General features: G+C 62.2%; 15 protein-coding genes. 7 read left to right on the forward strand and 8 right to left on the reverse strand.

The window, feature by feature from the left end:
• Window positions 1-66 precede the first annotated feature (66 nt).
• The 3 genes from recG to gntU form a co-directional block, all read right to left on the reverse strand.
• Complete coding sequence (gene recG / locus I6L37_RS05185; RefSeq protein ID WP_216993438.1) at window positions 67-2,136, reverse strand: ATP-dependent DNA helicase RecG; 2,070 nt, start codon at window positions 2,134-2,136, stop codon at window positions 67-69.
• Window positions 2,137-2,328: 192 nt separating this feature from the next.
• On the reverse strand, window positions 2,329-3,678 hold the full coding sequence (gene pssA, locus I6L37_RS05190) for a CDP-diacylglycerol--serine O-phosphatidyltransferase (protein WP_216993439.1): 1,350 nt from the start codon (window positions 3,676-3,678) through the stop codon (window positions 2,329-2,331).
• A 152-nt stretch (window positions 3,679-3,830) separates the two neighbouring features.
• Entirely contained in the window at window positions 3,831-5,171 is a 1,341-nt protein-coding gene (gene gntU / locus I6L37_RS05195; RefSeq protein WP_216993440.1) for a gluconate transporter, read from the reverse strand.
• A 245-nt stretch (window positions 5,172-5,416) separates the two neighbouring features.
• On the opposite strand from gntU, the gene I6L37_RS05200 reads away from it, so the two are divergent.
• Genes I6L37_RS05200 through I6L37_RS05210 form a run of 3 tightly spaced genes read left to right on the forward strand, consistent with a single transcriptional unit; the run spans window position 5,417 to window position 8,384 of the window.
• Window positions 5,417-5,926 carry a gluconokinase gene (locus tag I6L37_RS05200; protein ID WP_026456630.1) on the forward strand — a complete coding sequence of 170 codons (510 nt, stop codon included), beginning with the start codon at window positions 5,417-5,419 and terminating at the stop codon, window positions 5,924-5,926.
• Complete coding sequence (gene edd, locus I6L37_RS05205) at window positions 5,923-7,719, forward strand: phosphogluconate dehydratase (RefSeq protein WP_216993441.1); 1,797 nt, start codon at window positions 5,923-5,925, stop codon at window positions 7,717-7,719. Before I6L37_RS05200 ends, edd begins: the two co-directional genes overlap by 4 nt.
• A gap of 23 nt (window positions 7,720-7,742) precedes the next feature.
• Complete coding sequence (locus I6L37_RS05210) at window positions 7,743-8,384, forward strand: bifunctional 4-hydroxy-2-oxoglutarate aldolase/2-dehydro-3-deoxy-phosphogluconate aldolase (protein ID WP_216993442.1); 642 nt, start codon at window positions 7,743-7,745, stop codon at window positions 8,382-8,384.
• A gap of 74 nt (window positions 8,385-8,458) precedes the next feature.
• Here I6L37_RS05210 and I6L37_RS05215 read toward each other — a convergent pair whose 3' ends face one another.
• On the reverse strand, window positions 8,459-9,466 hold the full coding sequence (locus I6L37_RS05215) for a substrate-binding domain-containing protein (protein ID WP_042027328.1): 1,008 nt from the start codon (window positions 9,464-9,466) through the stop codon (window positions 8,459-8,461).
• An 88-nt stretch (window positions 9,467-9,554) separates the two neighbouring features.
• Here I6L37_RS05215 and I6L37_RS05220 point away from each other — a divergent pair, with 88 nt between their 5' ends.
• The gene (locus I6L37_RS05220) at window positions 9,555-10,205 is read left to right on the forward strand and encodes a Qnr family pentapeptide repeat protein (protein WP_216993443.1); all 651 of its coding nucleotides are present in this window, start codon (window positions 9,555-9,557) and stop codon (window positions 10,203-10,205) included.
• A 138-nt stretch (window positions 10,206-10,343) separates the two neighbouring features.
• Here I6L37_RS05220 and envC read toward each other — a convergent pair whose 3' ends face one another.
• Window positions 10,344-11,645, reverse strand: coding sequence for a murein hydrolase activator EnvC (envC, locus tag I6L37_RS05225; RefSeq protein WP_216993444.1), 1,302 nt, complete (start codon window positions 11,643-11,645; stop codon window positions 10,344-10,346).
• Window positions 11,646-11,654: 9 nt separating this feature from the next.
• Window positions 11,655-13,184: a 2,3-bisphosphoglycerate-independent phosphoglycerate mutase gene (gene gpmM / locus I6L37_RS05230; RefSeq protein ID WP_216993445.1), complete on the reverse strand. Its 1,530-nt coding sequence runs from the start codon at window positions 13,182-13,184 to the stop codon at window positions 11,655-11,657.
• 245 nt (window positions 13,185-13,429) lie between these two features.
• Between gpmM and I6L37_RS05235 the strand changes: the two genes are divergently transcribed.
• The 3 genes from I6L37_RS05235 to gpsA are packed head-to-tail and all read left to right on the forward strand — an operon-like array spanning window position 13,430 to window position 15,386.
• A complete protein-coding gene (locus I6L37_RS05235) occupies window positions 13,430-13,861 on the forward strand; it encodes a rhodanese-like domain-containing protein (RefSeq protein WP_216993446.1) in 432 nt (143 codons plus the stop codon).
• 47 nt (window positions 13,862-13,908) lie between these two features.
• Entirely contained in the window at window positions 13,909-14,379 is a 471-nt protein-coding gene (gene secB / locus I6L37_RS05240) for a protein-export chaperone SecB (RefSeq protein ID WP_026457218.1), read from the forward strand.
• 2 nt (window positions 14,380-14,381) lie between these two features.
• A complete protein-coding gene (gpsA, locus tag I6L37_RS05245) occupies window positions 14,382-15,386 on the forward strand; it encodes an NAD(P)H-dependent glycerol-3-phosphate dehydrogenase (RefSeq protein ID WP_216993447.1) in 1,005 nt (334 codons plus the stop codon).
• A gap of 70 nt (window positions 15,387-15,456) precedes the next feature.
• Here the strand turns inward: gpsA and nfuA are convergent, their stop codons facing one another.
• Together nfuA and I6L37_RS05255 are read right to left on the reverse strand one after the other, a co-directional pair.
• Window positions 15,457-16,035, reverse strand: coding sequence for a Fe-S biogenesis protein NfuA (gene nfuA / locus I6L37_RS05250; protein WP_033115597.1), 579 nt, complete (start codon window positions 16,033-16,035; stop codon window positions 15,457-15,459).
• 80 nt (window positions 16,036-16,115) lie between these two features.
• A complete protein-coding gene (locus I6L37_RS05255; RefSeq protein ID WP_216993448.1) occupies window positions 16,116-16,844 on the reverse strand; it encodes a ComF family protein in 729 nt (242 codons plus the stop codon).
• Between the last annotated feature and the right edge of the window lie 20 nt (window positions 16,845-16,864).

The following is a 16,864-nucleotide window of genomic DNA, read 5'->3' on the forward strand; positions in this document are numbered from 1 at the left end:
AGGGGTTCGACGTGACTCGGGAGCCTGTCCATCAGGCAATCTGACCATCTTCTGCTTATCCCCGGGTCAGGCGTTGGAGTAATGGTCCCGCAGTCCCATCCAGCGTCGGATCAAGGGTTCGACATGACCTGGGTGCTTGTCCATCAGGAAGCGCGCCATCTTCTGTACCTGGGGGATAAGCGGCTGGTCGCGCACCAGATCGGCGATCTTGAGATCGGCCAGCCCGGTCTGACGGGTGCCGAGCAGTTCCCCCGGGCCGCGCAGTTCCAGATCGCGCTGGGCGATCAGGAAGCCGTCATTGGTCTCGCGCAGCACCCCGAGCCGGCTCTGGGCCGTCTTGGACAAGGGAGCATGATAGAGCAGCACGCAATGGGAGGCCACCGCCCCCCGGCCGACCCGGCCGCGCAGCTGGTGCAGCTGAGCCAGCCCGAGCCGCTCAGGGTTCTCGATGATCATCAGGCTGGCGTTGGGTACATCCACCCCCACTTCGATGACGGTGGTGGCGACCAGCAACTGCAAAATACCCGCCTTGAACTCCTCCATCACCCGCTGCTTCTCGACCGGTCGCATCCGGCCGTGCACCAGGCCGATATGCAGACCGGGCAGCAAGTTTTGCAGCTCGGCGGCAGTGTCTTCGGCGGCCTGGCACTCCAGCACCTCGGACTCCTCGATCAGGGTGCAGACCCAGTAGGCCTGCTTGCCCTCGGTACAGGCGAGCCTGACCCGCTCGATCACGTCCTGGCGGCGGCTGTCCGGCAGCGCCACCGTGGTGATGGGAGTACGCCCCGGCGGCAGCTCGTCGATGACCGAGGTGTCGAGGTCGGCATAGGCGGTCATCGCCAGAGTGCGGGGGATGGGGGTGGCGGTCATGATGAGCTGATGGGGATGGACTCCCTCCCGCTCCCCTTTTTCGCGCAGGGCGAGGCGTTGGTGCACGCCGAATCTGTGCTGTTCATCGATGATCACCAGCGCCAGACGCTGGAACACCACCTGCTCCTGGAAGATGGCATGGGTGCCCACCACCATCTTGACGCTGCCATCGGCGATGGCAGCCAGCGCCTCTTCCCGCGCCTTACCTTTCTGCTTGCCCGCTAGCCAGCCGACCTGGATACCGAGCGGTTCCAGCCACTTGGCGAAGTTGATGGCGTGCTGTTCGGCCAGGAGTTCAGTCGGCGCCATCAGCCCCACCTGACAGCCATTGCCGATGGCCTGCAGGGCGGCCAGGGCCGCCACCAGGGTCTTGCCGGAACCCACGTCCCCCTGCACCAGCCGCATCATGGGGTGGCTCTGCTGCAGATCCTTACCTATCTCCGCCACCACCCGGCTCTGGGCTCCGGTCGGTTTGAACGGCAGGGCGCCGAGCAGTTGTTCGACCAGCTTGGGGGCCGGTTTGAGAGCCCGTGCCAGCTGGGTTTGCGACTGGGCGCGTACTTTGAGCACCGAGAGGTTGTGAGCCAGCAGCTCCTCCAGCACCAGCCGTTGCTGGGCCGGATGCTGGCCGTTTTCCAGCAGCGGCAGCGCCACCGAGGGGGGCGGGCGGTGCAGCAGGCGCAGGGCGGCGGCCAGCTCAATCTGATGGGGGTAGAGGCCGGCGGGCAGCAGCTCCTCCACCCCGTAGAGGTCGAGCTGGACCAGCGCCTGATCCGTGAGGTTGCGCAGGGTGAGCTGGCGCAGCCCCTCGGTGGTGGGATAGACGGGGGTAAGGGCCGATTCGGTCTGGCCCGCCTGATCGTCGCCGAGCAACTTGTACTCGGGGTGGGCCATCTCCAGCCCGTACTTGCCTGGGCGCACTTCGCCGAAGCAGCGCATCAGCCGGCCTTGAGCCAGGCTGTTCTTCTGGGCGGCGGTGAAATTGAAGAAGCGCAGGGTCAGGGTGCCGGTACCGTCGCTGATGCGGCAGACCAGCATGCGGCGGCGCCCCATCACCAGCTGGGTATCCTGGATTTCGCCCTCGACGGCGCCGTGCAGGCCGGGCGGCAGATCGCCGATGGGCCACACCTGGGTGCGGTCCTCGTAGCGCAGGGGGAGGTGGAACAGCAGATCCTGCACCGTGGCCAGCCCCAGCCGCTCGAGTTTCTCCAGCATCTTGCTGCCGACACCCTTGAGGCTATCGAGAGGAATTTTATCCAATTTCATCAATTAGATGCCCGAAAACACTGTAAATATGTCCAGATAATAGGGGCTATTGATGTTGCGGCGCAAGCCGCGTTGCCGTGGCAAGGATGGGATGAAACAGGTGAAAGAGGCTGGTTGGAGCCGTTTTTGAGCAAGGCCTGCCGGGAATGGCAGGCCTTGTGACAGGTTGCGAAGGGGCGGTAGCGCCTCGCGTCAGATGATGCGCTTGAGCAGCAGATGAGCCTTGACCCTGTGGATCCTGGCCAGCAGCTTGCGCACCTGATCCGGATAGTCCTTGATCTGCTCTACCTGATCGAAGTGACTGATCCGCTTGGTGTTGGTCAGGATGTTCTCGCGCTCGGCGTTGAACTGGGGACGCAGCAGATGGCGACGATCGTGGATCAGCAGGCCATTCTCCAGATCCAGCGCCCAGGCGCGGGGGTTGAGATTGTTGCCGGTGAGCAGGGCCCACTCGTCATCCACGAAGATCCCCTTGAGGTGATAGGAGTTACGCTCGCAGCACCAGAGCATCAGGTTGAGACGGCCATCATCGATGTGATGCTGGTTGCGCTCGGCGAACTTGCGCAGGTTGGTCTCGTAGAGATAGGGCAGGCCGCCGATGGTGGAGAATTTCTCCTCCGGCGGGATGAAGAAGTCGTTGGCGGTCTTGTCGCCCACCACGATCGTCACCTTGCAGCCGCGAGCCAGCAGCTCCTCGATATCCTTGTTTAACTCCTTGGGCGGGTTGAAGTAGGGGGTGCAGATGAAGATCTCCCGCTCGGTGGCGCGCACCAGGTTGCGGATCATCTGGTTGAGTTGGTTGCCCCGCTTGCCCAGACCGGCCAGCGGCGTGATCGCCACCTCCTGGGTGTTGACCGGGGTGCTTTCGAAGCGGTACTGGCCGCGGCGGAGCTGCTGTTTGAAGCGGCGGATTGGCCCCTTCAGCTGCTTGGCGCTGGGGATGTCGGTGCGATCCAGGCGCTGCACCGCCTCGCTCTTCACGAACTGGTCGTCCACATAGTTGACCAGGCTGCGGGCCAGATCGGGGCTGGCAATCTGGTGGTAACGGTCGAAGCGGTAGCGATCCTGCTGGTGCAGATAGATGTCGTTGAGGCTGGCGCCGGAGTAGAGCACCACGTCGTCGAAGACGAAGCCCTTGAGGTGGAGTACACCGAGCAGCTCGCGTCCCTTGACGGGCACGCCGTAGATTTCGATCTTGTGCTCGTGGCGGTCGGCCATCTCCTGATACATCAGGTGGTTGCCCCCCTGCTTGCCCTTGCCGATCAGGCCGCGTTGGGCGCGGTGGAAGTCGACGAACACCTTGATGTCGAGGGCGGGGTTGCGCTGTTTGGCGGCGTAGAGGGCGGCGAGGATCTCCCGTCCGGCTTCGTCATCCTGCAGATAGAGCGCGACCAGATAGATGCGGCGGGTAGCGCTGGCGATGAGCGCAAGAATGCGGCGCTTGAAATCCTGGGCACTGTAGAGCACTTCAAACTGATCCGCCGCGACGGCGATCTGGGGCAGGCGTGCAAGCAGTTGTCGATAATGGGCCGATGAATGCATAGAGAAACCTGAAATCACGGGGTTAAGCGTTCCACTCGGAGCGATGAATAGGCGATTCTAGCAATCTCGCCCTTCCAGCCAAAGAAAGAATCGTCAGAAAGATGAAAAAGGCCTCACGAAGGAGGCCTTTTTCCGGGGGATGACAGCAACGTTTAGAGGAAGCTGTAGATGATCATCGCCATCACGCCGCCTGTGGTGCCGATGATGGTTTCCATCACGGTCCAGGTCTGCAGGGTCTGCTTCTCGGAGAGGCCCAGATAGCGGTTGGCCAGCCAGAAACCGGAGTCGTTGACGTGGGAGAGCACGATGGCACCACCGCCGATGGCGATGGTCACGGCGGCCAGTTGGGCACCGTTCAGACCCAGCGGCTCCAGCATCGGCAGCACCAGGCCGCAGGCGGTCAGCATGGCCACGGTGGCAGAACCCTGGATGACCCGCACCGCGGCGGCCAGGATGAAGGCCAGGGCGACGATCGGCAGGCCTGAGTCCGCCAGCATGTTGCCAAGAGCCGCGCCCACACCGGAATCCACCAGTACCTGCTTGAACACGCCACCGGCACCGGTCACCAGGATGATGACGCCGGCGGGCTGGATGGCGCTGTTGCAGACACTCATCACCTCGTCACGGGACATGCCGCGACGAATGCCCAGCAGATAGAAGGCGGCCAGACAGGCGACCATGATGGCGGTGAAGGGGTGGCCGACAAATTCCAGCCAGCCGTGCAGGGTGGAACCTGTCTCGACAAAGCGCCCGACGATGGTCTTGAGACCGATCATCAGCAGCGGCAGACCGATGAGGCCCATGGCCAGCCCGAAGGAGGGGAGGGACTTGCTGTCGTCATGGACGCTGTTCTGGGCATCGGCGGGCAGCGGCACGTCGACGATTTTGCTGATGAAGTCACCGAACAACGGGCCTGCCAGGATCAGTGCCGGCACGGCGGCGATCAGGCCGAACAGGATCATGTAGCCAAAATCGGCACCCAGCTGGGAGGCCACCAGGATGGGGCCCGGCGCCGGAATGAGGAAGGCCTGGCAGGTGGCGATACCCGCCAGCAGGGCGATACCGATCTTCACCACGCTGCCGCCGCCACGACGCACGATGGCAAACGCCACCCCGATCAGCAGCACCACGGCCACGTCGAAGAAGAGCGGCAGCGCACAGACGAAGCCGGTCAGCGCCATGGCCCAGTTGGCGCGCTTGACGCCGAACTTGCCAAGCAGGGTATGTGCCACCCGGTCGAGGGCGCCGGTCACTTCCATCACCTTGCCGAACATGGCGCCGAGCGCCACCACCACGGCCACGAAGCCCAGAGTACCGCCCATCCCTTTCTGGATGGTGGCGGCAATATCGGCCGGGTTCATGCCGGCGGCCAGACCCGCCACCATGGAGACCAGGATGAGGGAGACGACGGCGTGCAACCGGGCCTTCATCACCAGGAAGAGCAGCAGCACGATGGATCCGGCTGCCGTCATGATCAAAGAGATATCCGACATTGTTCTCTGTTCCTTTTTTAGTTGTTCAGTGGCAATGCCGCAGGACTCAGCGCCAAACATAACATCATGATTTTTTTATAGATATGTTTTGGTCTGTGGCATTTAGCACGAGGCCGGAGAGTATGGGTTACTGTCTGTGGCCGGCTTCACATTTTTTGTAGTTACCGGTAACATGTTACCGGTAACGTGTTAGATTAGAACCCATCAACAGCTGGTTTTTTGAAAAGTGGGACAGAGGTCAAATTATGGCGGGTAAGTGCATTATCGTGATGGGAGTGTGTGGCAGCGGCAAGTCCAGCGTCGGTCTCAAGGTGGCCGAGGCACTGGGGGCCAAGTTCATCGATGGCGATGATCTGCACCCGAAAGCCAACATCCAGAAGATGGCCGGTGGTACCCCTCTCAACGATGAGGATCGCGCCCCCTGGCTGGAGCGGATCCGCGATGCGGCCTACAGCCTGGAACAGAAGAACGAGGTGGGTGTCATCGTCTGCTCCGCCCTCAAGAAGCAGTACCGCGACCAGATCCGCGAGGGTAACGAGTCGGTCAGCTTCCTGTTCCTGGATGGCGATCAGCCTCTGATCCTCGAACGCATGCGGGCTCGCAAGGGCCACTTCATGCGGGAAAGCATGGTACAAAGTCAGTTTGATACCCTGGAGCGCCCGGATGGCGAGGCAGGGGTCTTCCATATCGATATAGACGGCACCTTCGAACAGGTTGTTGACCGCGCCGTCACCGCGTTGGAGCAAGCCGAATGACACACAGCGTCATCTCAGAGGTCACTGCCCGCATCCGCGAGCGCAGTGTCAGCCGTCGTCAGGCCTTCCTGGCCCGCATTCAACGTCAGGCCGAGCAGGGCAAGACCCGTGCCGCCCTGGCCTGTGGTAACCTGGCCCACGCCGTCGCTGCATCCAGCTGTGACGAGAAGGGACGCATTCTCGACATGACCCGCGCCAACGTGGGCATAGTCACCGCCTACAACGACATGCTGAGCGCCCATCAGCCCTATCAGGGCTATCCGGATCAGATCAAGGCGGCGCTGGCCGAGCTGGGCCACAGTGCCCAGGTGGCCGGTGGCGTGCCCGCCATGTGTGACGGTGTGACCCAGGGCCAGCCGGGGATGGACATGTCCCTATTTTCCCGCGATCTTATCGCCCAGGCGACGGCGCTGTCGCTGTCTCACAACACCTTTGATGCCACCCTGCTGCTCGGCATCTGCGACAAGATAGCGCCGGGCCAGATCATGGGGGCGCTCTCCCATGCCCACCTGCCCACCGCCTTCGTGCCGGCCGGCCCGATGGCGAGCGGCATCAGCAACGACGAGAAGGTGAAGGTGCGTCAGCAGTACGCCGCCGGCGAGGTGGGTCGCGATGCCCTGCTGAAGATGGAGTGTGGCGCCTACCATTCGGCCGGTACCTGCACCTTCTACGGTACCGCCAATACCAACCAGCTGGTATTTGAGGCCATGGGCCTGATGCTGCCAGGCTCCGCCTTCGTGCACCCCCACAGCGAGCTGCGCCGCGCCCTCACCGACGAGGCCGCCCGCCGTATCAGCGCCATGATCCCGGGCTCTCCGGCCTATCGTCCGCTGAGCAAGGTGGTCGACGAACGTTCCCTGGTCAACGGCCTGGTGGCCCTGCTCGCCTCCGGCGGCAGCACCAATCACAGCATCCACATGGTGGCGCTGGCCCGCGCCGCCGGCCTGGTGCTGACCTGGGACGATATCAGTGATCTCTCCGACGTGGTGCCACTGCTGGTTCGCATGTACCCGAACGGGCCGGCTGACGTGAACGCCTTCGAACAGGCGGGTGGCGTGCCGGGCCTGATGCGCCGGCTGGCCGAGGCCGATCTGCTCAACATGGACGCCGTGCCGGTGTTTGGCGAGATGGCGGACTACCTCACTCGTCCTGCACTGGTGGACGGCAAGCTGGTATGGCGACCGGTCGGCGAGAGCCGGGATCCGAGCGTGCTGTCCCCCTCGGGGACCGTATTCCAGGCCACTGGCGGCACCAAGCTGCTGGCGGGCAATCTGGGCCGCGCCGTGGTCAAGGTCTCTGCGGTCGCCCCTGAATACCGGGTCATCGAGGCGCCTGCCCGGGTCTTCTCCTCCCAGCATGCGGTGGAGGCGGCCTACAAGGCGGGGGAGCTCAATCAGGATGCCGTCATCGTGGTGCGCCACAACGGCCCGGCTGCCAACGGTATGCCGGAGCTGCACAAGCTGATGCCGGTGCTCGGCAACCTGCAGAAGGCGGGCCACAAGGTGGCGCTGGTCACCGACGGTCGTCTCTCCGGCGCCTCCGGCAAGATCCCGGCTGCCATCCACGTCACCCCGGAAGCGCTGCACGGCGGGGCCATCGGCCTGCTGCAAGACGGCGATCTGCTGCGGGTGGATGCCGAGTCCGGCCGTCTCGACTGCCTGACCGATTTGAGCGGTCGGACCCAGGCCGAGATTGACCTCACTCTGGAGCAAGAGGGGTGGGGCCGTGAACTGTTTAGCGTGATGCGTCGCGCGGTATCGAGCGCCGAGTGCGGCGCCACTATTTTTGACTAAGAGCCTTTGACTAAGGAAGCGTTATGCAGAACTGGAAAGTGACTCCGGCCGAGGTGTTTGCCGCCTCCCCGCTGGTACCTGTGATGGTCATCAACGAACTGGATCAGGCGCTGCCGATGGCGAAGGCGCTGCTGGATGGCGGCATCTCGGTGTTCGAGATCACCCTGCGCACCCCGGTCGCGCTCGATGCGATTGCCCTTATCGCCAAGGCGATGCCGGATGCCATGGTCGGTGCCGGTACCGTGCTCAACTGCGCTCAGTTTGATGCCGCCGTGGCCGCCGGTGCCCGCTTCGTCATCTCCCCGGGCATGACCCCGGCGCTGCTGGCCCACGCGGCCAACAGCACGGCCCCGCTGATCCCGGGGGTAGCTACTCCGTCCGAGGTGATGCAGGCGCTGGAAGCGGGCTATGACCACCTGAAATTCTTCCCGGCCGAGGCCAATGGCGGCACCAAGGCGCTGGCCGCCATCGCCGCCCCGCTGCCTCAGGTGAAGTTCTGCCCCACCGGCGGTATCGGTCCGAAGAATGTGGCCGACTATCTGGCGCTGAAATGCGTGGCCACCGTTGGCGGCTCCTGGATGCTGCCGGCCGATGCGGTCAAGAGCGGCAACTGGGAGGAGGTGACCCGCCTCTCCCGCGAAGCGGTCGAACTGGTGACACGCTGACAGATAATCATGCTTGCCAAGCTGACAGGCCACCCTCGGGTGGCCTGTTCTGTTTATGGTGCAGTGCGGGCGATTTATCCCAGGCTCTCACCAAGATAGAGGGTAAACCCCATGTCCTTGCGGGTCTCCGCCAGGGCTTTGCCATCGAGCCGCGCCAGCAGCATGGTGGCCGCCTCGCGGCCGATCGCCTCGCGGGGAGTGGCGATACTGGCCAGCTTGGGGGTCATGGCATGGCCGATGTCGAGGGCGTTACAGCCGGCGATGGCGATCTGCTGGGGGACCGGGATCCACTTGGCCTGACACTGCAGCAGGGCGCCGACCGCCAGGTCATCGTTGGTGCAGAACAGGCCGTCCAGATCGGGGTAGCGCACCAGCGCCAGATCCAGCAGCTCGCCCCCCAGGGTGAAGGTGGAGGACTGCTCGGTCAGCAGGTGCCGCCCCTCCAGGCCGAAATCCGCCATCGCCTGGTAGTAGCCCTCCATCCGCAACTGGGTGCGCACGTCGAGGCGGGCCCCGAGATAGACCAGCTTGCGGCGGCCGCGCAGCAGCATCTCTGTTACCATGGCCCGGGCAGCGGCCTTGTGATCCATGCCGACCACCATGTCGATGGGATCCTGTGGCAGATCCATGGTCTCCACCACCGGAATGCCGGCGGTGGCGATCATCTTGCGGGTGCGCTCGGTATGCTGGCTGTCGGAGAGGATGAGACCATCCACATGGTAGGAGAGCAGGGAGGCCACCTGTTCCTCTTCCCGTTCCGGGTTGTAGCCATAGTGGGCAAGCAGGGTCTGGTAGCCTGCGGGTCGAGTCACCGACTCGATGCCGTGGATCGCCGCCGAGAAGACCTGGTTGGAGAGGGAGGGGATCAGAATGCCGATCGCCTTGCTGGTGGCGTTGGAGAGAATATCCGGCGCCCGGTTGGGGATGTAGCCGAGCTCCTCCACCGCCGCCGCGATCCGCTCCCGGGTCCCCTCGGCCACGGTCTGGGGATCCCGCAGGTAACGACTGACGGTCATCTTGGTCACGCCGGTCAGGTCGGCGATGTCTTGCAGGGTGGGGCGGCGCTTGCGGGTGGTCGTCATGTCGGTGTCCAGCATGGATGTTACGTGTAACATTACCGTTTTTACCGGACAAAGTCAGCATATGAAACCGTAGTGGAAGGATTTTCCGATGATCAGAGGCAAACATTTCGAAGGGGCTCGCTTCGAGCAACAGGATGTGGAGGGCGAGCATTTCTCCGGGTGCCACTTTATCGGGTGTGACTTCTCATGGCTGGATCTGAGCGAGTGTCGCTTCGTCGATTGCTGCTTCTATGACAGGGAGCGCGAGCTGGGTTGCCAGTTACAGGGCTGCGATCTGAGGGAGGCGAGCTTCCTGCGCTGCGATCTCACTCTGGCGGATGTCAGCCGCAGCCAGTGTCTGGGGCTGGAGATGCGTGATTGCCAGGCGATGGGCATCAACTTTGGTCACGCCAGCTTTGCCAACCAGATCACCGCCAGGAGCTACTTCTGCGAAGCTCATCTGACCGGCAACAACTTCAGCTACGCCAGTTTCGAAGGTTGCCTGCTGGAAAAATGTGAATTGAGCGGCAACCGCTGGCAGGGGGCAAGCCTGCTGGGGGCTTCGCTGGCTGGATCCGATCTCAGCGGTTCCGAGTTTGGCCAGATAGAGTGGACCAGTTTCAAGCTGCAGGGTTGTGACCTGCGCCAGTGTGATCTGCCCGAGCTGGATCTGCGGCGGGTCGATCTGACCGGGGTGCAGATAAATGAAGATCAGCAGCAGACCCTGCTGGAGCAGATCGGGCTTGTTGTCTTTCCCTGAGCGGGCCGAAAAACAGGTAATTTTTCATCACTTTGCCGCCTCTTGTGCCGTACGTGACAAATAAAAAAGCCTGCATGATGCAGGCTTTGTCGTCTTTAGTTCGCCGCTTTGATGGGAGCGCGAGGCCGGGATCCCTGGTCAGCGTTTGGCCAGCCATTTGGCGGGGTTGATGGCTTCTCCCTGATAGCGGATCTCGAAGTAGAGGCCGGGCCTGTCCTGGCCGCCACTGTCGCCGACCAGGGCCACGGGTTCGCCCTGTTCCACATTCTGGCCGACCTGGCGCAGCAGCGACTGGTTGTGACCGTAGAGACTCATGTAGCCGCGACCGTGGTCGATCACCAGCAGCATACCGAAGCCGTCCAGCCAGTCGGCGTAGACCACCTGGCCCGGCGCTACTGCCTTGACCTGGGTCCCTTCGCTGGCACCGATCAGGGTGCCCTTCCACTTGAGCTGGGCGGTACGGGGTGAGCCGTAGGAGATGAGGATGGGGCCCTGAACCGGCCAGCGCAGATTGCCATTGGTCTTGAGGCCGCTGTAGTGGCCGGCGCCGCTGATGCTGGAGCTGGATTCCGGCTCTTTACTGGCCACTTGCTGCTGACTGGCCTGCTCCTCGGCGCGGCGTTGTTCTGCCAGCTTGCGCTGGCGTTCCTGCTCGGCCTTCAGCTTGGCGAGGCGTTCCCGCTCGCGGCGCTCCTGCTCTTCCCGTTTGCGGCGCAGCTCCTCCAGCCGGGCTTTCAGGGCTTTCTCCGCCTTGACCAGCTTGGCCAGCTTCTGCTCGTCATCCTGCACCGACTGTTGCAACTGGTTGCGCACCTTGGCGCGGCTCTGCTGGCTGGCCAACAGGGCCTGGTGGTGCTCCTGCTGTTCGCTCAGCAAGGCCTGCAGCCGGCTCTCGGTCTCTTTGGTCGCCTGCTGGTTTTTTGCCAGTTTGGTGCGGGTGGCGCGCAGCGCCTCGATGGCTTCGATACGGGCCTTGTTGAGGTAGTCGTAGTAGTCGAGGGAGCGGCTCAGTTTGGCCGGGTCCTGCTGGTTGAGCAGCAGTTTGAGGTAGTCGTGGCTGCCCGCCTGGAAGGCGCTTTCAGCCTGCCTGGCCAGCAGTTGCTTCTGATGTTTGGCCTGCTCTTCCAGATCCAGCTTGTCTTGCTGCAGACCGGCCAGCTTCTGCTGGTTCTGCTTGAGTTGCTGTTTGGTTTGGTTGAGCTTGGCGGCAGCTGCCGAGATGGCTTGCTCATCGGCCTTGAGCTGGGCATTGAGCTTGGTCAGCTCCTGCTTGCTCAGCTTGATGGTCTTCTGCTGTTCCTTGATCTGGGACTGCATGGTACCCAGCTGCTGGTTGGTTGCCCAGGCCTGGCCCGTGCCGCCAAACAGGCAAAAAAACAGCGCGCCGGCCCACAGGCCGACGCGACTGGTTTTCTGTGAAATAACTTCGCATCCCCGCATGGGGAAGGATTATTTCAGAATCATCAGAGGCTTGCCAGTCATTTCCGGCGGCACAGGAAGACCCATCAGGGTCAGCATGGTGGGAGCCAGATCGGACAGTTTGCCACCTTCTACGACCTCGGCTTTGCGACCGAAGTAGATGAGCGGAACCGGCAGGTTGGTGTGGGCGGTGTGAGCCTGACCGGTCTCTTCGTCCATCATCTTCTCGGCGTTGCCGTGGTCGGCGGTGATCAGGCACTCGCCACCCACTTCGGCCAGCGCGTCGGTAACGCGACCGATGCAGTGGTCGACGGCTTCACACGCCTTGACAGCTGCATCGAACACGCCGGTGTGGCCAACCATGTCGCCGTTCGGGTAGTTGCAGATGATGACGTCGTACTTGCCGCTCTTGATGGCCGCGACCAGCTTGTCGGTCAGCTCGCCAGAGCTCATTTCCGGCTGCAGGTCGTAGGTGGCCACTTTCGGGCTCGCCACAATTTCGCGATCTTCACCGGTGAAGCAGGCTTCTTCGCCGCCGTTGAAGAAGAAGGTGACGTGAGCGTACTTCTCGGTTTCGGAGATGCGCAACTGGGTTTTGCCCTGCTTGGCCAGCCACTCACCCAGGGTGTTGACCAGGGCGGTCGGCGGGTAGGCGCAGGCGGTTTTGATGTCGGCCGCGTATTCGGTCAGCATCACGAAGTTCAGCTTGGGCTCGGCGGCACGAGCGAAGCCGGTAAAGTCGGTGTCGACGAAGGCACGGGTGATTTCACGGGCGCGGTCGGCACGGAAGTTCATGAAGATCAGCGCATCGCCGTCAACCATGGGAACGGCTTCGCCGATGCGGGTCGCCTTGACGAACTCGTCGTTCTCGTCGCGAGCATAGGCGGCAGCCAGGGCCTCGGTGGCGGAAGCAGCGGTAAACTCGCCCTTGCCCTGGGTCATCAGGTCATAGGCCTGCTGTACGCGATCCCAGCGGTTGTCGCGGTCCATGGCGTAGTAACGGCCGATCATGGAGGCGAAACGCCCCTTGCCCAGCTTGGCGAACAGGGCATCGAACAGCTCGATGGAGGACTGGGCGGAGCGCGGCGGCACGTCACGGCCATCCAGGAAGGCGTGGAAGTAGATCTTTTCGGCACCACGCTTGGCTGCCATCTCGATCATGCCCATGATGTGCTCTTCGTGGCTGTGTACGCCACCCGGGGACATCAGACCCATGATGTGAACGGCCTTGCCATTGGACACGGCAGCGTCAACAGCCTTGGCCAGTTCGACGTTGTCGAAGAAGGGACCATCCTGGATGTCTTTGGAGATGCGGGTCAGCTCCTGATAGACGATGCGGCCGGCACCGATATTGACGTGGCCGACTTCGGAGTTGCCCATCTGGCCATCCGGCAGACCCACGTCCAGGCCGGAGCCGGAGATCAGGGTGCTGGTGTAGTCACGAGCCAGACGATCGAGATTGGGAGTCTTGGCGGCGGCGACGGCATTGTGCTCTTGCTTGGTGCTGTAGCCCCAACCGTCCATGATGACCAGAACCAAAGGTTTCTTAGCTGTTGACATAAGGCTATGTCCTCTCGGATTGGAAAAAATGCGGGAAATGAAACTAGCGTAATATTACTACATCTGCCGAAATAGTCACCTGATAGCCAAGGCGGCCTCCCATCGCCTGGTAGGGGGCTCTCCGTACCTCCTGATCGGGCTCGCGCATGATGGGAGCCTGCTCGCGCTTTGCCGCCAAGATGGCTGATCTTAGCCACACCCCCATGTATACTCGGGCCCTTGTCTTGGTCCCTGGATAGTAGAAGATGCAAGAGTATTTGGATTTTGCGGCCCGCAACCCGCTGCTGACGGCAGCCTGGTTGGGCCTGGCGGGCACCCTGGTTTACACCACTGTGCGTGCCCGTTTGTCTCCGGTGAAAACCGTCAACAATCACACTGCCACCCTGCTGATCAACCGTGAGAATGCCACCGTGGTGGATATTCGCAGTCAGGAAGATTATGCCAAGGGTCATCTGGCCGGTGCCCAGCACCTGCCGCTCGCCCAGATCCAGAGCAATAACCTGGGTCCGTTTGAAAAGCATAAAGATGCCCCCATCATAGTGGTGTGCGAGTCGGGAATGACTGCGGGCGGCGCCGGCCGTCAGCTGAGCAAGGCTGGCTTCAAGCAGGTATATGTGCTCGGCGGTGGCATGGCCCAGTGGCGTGCAGAGAATCTGCCGGTTACCAAGAAACGCTGATGTAAGGGCCTGTGCCCACTTATCCATATAAAAAGGAATCAAACGAAATGGCTGACGAGATCAACAACCAGGAAGTACAACCGGAATTCCACATCCAGCGTGTTTACACCAAGGATGTCTCCTTCGAAGCGCCCAACACCCCGCACATCTTCCAGAAAGAGTGGCAGCCGGACGTCAAGCTGGACATGGACACCAAGACCAACATCCTGGCCGACAGCGTCTACGAAGTCGTGCTGACCCTGACCGTCACCTGCAAGCTGGGCGAAGAGACAGCCTTCCTGTGCGAAGTGCAGCAGGCCGGTATCTTCACCATCGGCAACCTGCCTGAGCCGCAGCTGGCTCACTGCCTGGCTGCCTTCTGCCCGAACATCCTGTTCCCGTATGCCCGTGAAGCCGTGGCCAACATGGTGAGCAAGGGGTCCTTCCCGCAGCTTAACCTGGCACCGGTCAACTTCGATGCCCTGTTTGCCCAGCACATGGCGCAAGCTCAGGCCCAGCAGGCGACTGCGGAAGCCTGATAATGGCTGATCAGATCGCTATCTCGGTCTTGGGGGCGGGGTCTTACGGCTCCGCCCTTGCCATTTCTCTGGCGCGCAACGGCCATCCGACTCTGTTGTGGGGTCACGATCCCGCCCATGTCGCCGAGCTGGAACAAGATCGCTGCAACAAGGCTTTTCTGCCGGATGTCCCCTTTCCCGCCGATCTGCTGCTGACTGCCGATTTGCAACAGGCTGTGCAGGCTGCCCCCGTATTGCTGCTGGTCGTGCCGAGCCATGTGTTTGGCCAGGTGCTGGCCCAGGTCAAGCCCTTCTTGCGCCCCGATACCCGTATCGCCTGGGCCACCAAGGGTCTGGAGCCGGACAGCGGCCGTCTGCTGCAGGACGTGGCCCGCGAGGTGCTGGGTGATGCCATGCCGCTGGCGGTGATTTCCGGCCCCACTTTTGCCAAAGAGCTGGCCGCCGGTCTGCCGACCGCCATCTCGGTCGCCTCGACTCACGATGACTTTGCCGAGGATCTCTCCCAACTGCTGCATTGCGGCCGCTCGTTCCGGGTCTATACCAACCCGGACTTCGTCGGTCTGCAACTGGGCGGGGCGGTCAAAAACGTCATCGCCATCGGGGCCGGTCTCTCTGATGGACTGGGGTTTGGCGCCAATGCCAGAACCGCCCTCATCACTCGCGGTCTGGTGGAGATGCAGCGCCTGGGTGCCGCTCTTGGGGCCGACGGCAAGACCTTTATGGGGATGGCGGGGCTCGGGGATCTGGTGCTCACCTGTACCGACAACCAGTCGCGCAACCGTCGCTTCGGCCTGGCCCTCGGGGCTGGCAAGGATGTGGACACGGCCATGACCGAGATCGGTCAGGTGGTGGAGGGGTATCGCAATACCAAGGAGGTGCATCTGCTGGCGGCCCGCTGCGGCGTCGAGATGCCCATCTGCGAGCAGATCTTCAAGGTGCTCTACGAGGGCAAAAATCCGAAAGAGGCAGCTATCGCCCTCTTGTCGCGAGACAAGAAGGACGAGTAATCTGCCGATTGCCCGATGCAAAAGGCCCCGCCAGTTGGCGGGGCCTTTTCTTTGTTGCAAAGGCTGCAAATCAGTAATAGGAGTGGTCGCCGCGTTGGTGCTCGGTGGCGTCTTTTACGCCCTTGAGCTCGCCCGGGAACTTCTCCAGCAGTTGCTTCTCGATCCCCTCTTTCAGGGTGTAATCGACCATGGAGCAACCGTTGCAACCACCGCCGAACTGCAGGATGGCGTAGCCATCTTCGGTCAGCTCGGTCAGGGTCACCTTGCCGCCGTGACCGGCCAGCATGGGGTTGACCTCGGAGATGAGGGTGTACTCGATGCGCTCGATCAGCGGGGCATCGTCGGCTACCTTGCGCATCTTGGCGTTGGGGGCCTTCAGGGTCAGCTGGGAACCCATCTGATCGGTGACGAAATCGATGGTGGCATCCACCAGGAAGGGGGCACTCAGGGGATCGACCATGCAGTCGAAACCGCTGAAGGGCAGGTGCTGATCTTCCGGATCGACTGCATCGGGCGGGCAATAGGAGACGCCACACTCGGCATTCTGGGTTCCCGGATTGACCACAAACACCCGGATATTGGTGCCGTCAGGCTGTTTTTCCAACAGTTTACGGAAATGTGCCTGGGCGGCGTCGGAAATGCTGATCATCACTATCCTCACAAACCTGAGTGTACGACTAGGGTATTCATGATAACGCGGTTATCCGGGCTTGGGTAGCATGCAGAGGGTTACTTGATGTGCTTGAGAGTACGGCATATTGCCCACACTTCAACCTTTGTGATGCCGCTCTCATGGAGCAGGCGGGTGAGCTGGCCCGCGGTGGCGCCTGTGGTCACTACATCATCAAGCAGGGCGACGTGACGATATTGATGGGAAGAGACTCTGAACGCGCCGCGCAGATTGCGCCGTCGCTGGCCTGCGGTGAGCCGGGTCTGCTGCGGGGTGGCCTTGATGCGCTGCAGCAACCGCTGGTCGAGCGGGATGCCGGTTATCTCGCCGAGTGCGCGACCAATCTCTTCCGCCTGGTTGAAGCCTCGCCACCAGTGACGCCACCAGTGCAGGGGCACTGGGATGATGGCTTCCGGCGGATCGCTTTGATCGAGATGGTCCGCCAACAGGCGAGCGAGCAAGGGTGCCAGCAAGGTCTGGCCTGCATATTTCAACCGGGGGATCAGCAGGGGGTAAGGCGTCTGGTAATCGCCAATAACCTGCAACCGCTCCCAGGGGGGAGGACGGCGCTGACAGCGGCCGCATACCCACAGGCTTTCTTTCATATATTCCGGCAAGGGTGCAGCACACAGGCGGCATCTTGGATGAGGCTGCCGCAGGGCCTCTCGGCACCAACTGCACAGCAAGGGCTCGGCATCACAGGACTGATGACAGAGCAGACAACTCCCTTGCCAGTCACTATGACTGCCGAGCAGCGGACTTGCTTTGACGAGCAGTCGCTTTAACATGCTGACCCCAGAGACATGAA

It is taken from the genome of Aeromonas sp. FDAARGOS 1407 (assembly GCF_019048725.1).
In the GTDB taxonomy this organism is placed as follows: Bacteria; Pseudomonadota; Gammaproteobacteria; order Enterobacterales; family Aeromonadaceae; genus Aeromonas; species Aeromonas enteropelogenes.

Coding starts and splice junctions, on each gene's coding strand:
- secB (WP_026457218.1), top strand. CDS start 13,909: ATGGCTGACGAGATCAACAACCAGGAAGTACAACCGGAATTCCACATC.
- envC (WP_216993444.1), bottom strand. CDS start 11,645: ATGCGGGGATGCGAAGTTATTTCACAGAAAACCAGTCGCGTCGGCCTG.
- I6L37_RS05215 (WP_042027328.1), bottom strand. CDS start 9,466: ATGACGACCACCCGCAAGCGCCGCCCCACCCTGCAAGACATCGCCGAC.
- recG (WP_216993438.1), bottom strand. CDS start 2,136: ATGAAATTGGATAAAATTCCTCTCGATAGCCTCAAGGGTGTCGGCAGC.
- pssA (WP_216993439.1), bottom strand. CDS start 3,678: ATGCATTCATCGGCCCATTATCGACAACTGCTTGCACGCCTGCCCCAG.
- nfuA (WP_033115597.1), bottom strand. CDS start 16,035: ATGATCAGCATTTCCGACGCCGCCCAGGCACATTTCCGTAAACTGTTG.
- I6L37_RS05210 (WP_216993442.1), top strand. CDS start 7,743: ATGCAGAACTGGAAAGTGACTCCGGCCGAGGTGTTTGCCGCCTCCCCG.
- gpmM (WP_216993445.1), bottom strand. CDS start 13,184: ATGTCAACAGCTAAGAAACCTTTGGTTCTGGTCATCATGGACGGTTGG.
- gpsA (WP_216993447.1), top strand. CDS start 14,382: ATGGCTGATCAGATCGCTATCTCGGTCTTGGGGGCGGGGTCTTACGGC.
- gntU (WP_216993440.1), bottom strand. CDS start 5,171: ATGTCGGATATCTCTTTGATCATGACGGCAGCCGGATCCATCGTGCTG.
- edd (WP_216993441.1), top strand. CDS start 5,923: ATGACACACAGCGTCATCTCAGAGGTCACTGCCCGCATCCGCGAGCGC.
- I6L37_RS05200 (WP_026456630.1), top strand. CDS start 5,417: ATGGCGGGTAAGTGCATTATCGTGATGGGAGTGTGTGGCAGCGGCAAG.
- I6L37_RS05235 (WP_216993446.1), top strand. CDS start 13,430: ATGCAAGAGTATTTGGATTTTGCGGCCCGCAACCCGCTGCTGACGGCA.
- I6L37_RS05255 (WP_216993448.1), bottom strand. CDS start 16,844: ATGTTAAAGCGACTGCTCGTCAAAGCAAGTCCGCTGCTCGGCAGTCAT.
- I6L37_RS05220 (WP_216993443.1), top strand. CDS start 9,555: ATGATCAGAGGCAAACATTTCGAAGGGGCTCGCTTCGAGCAACAGGAT.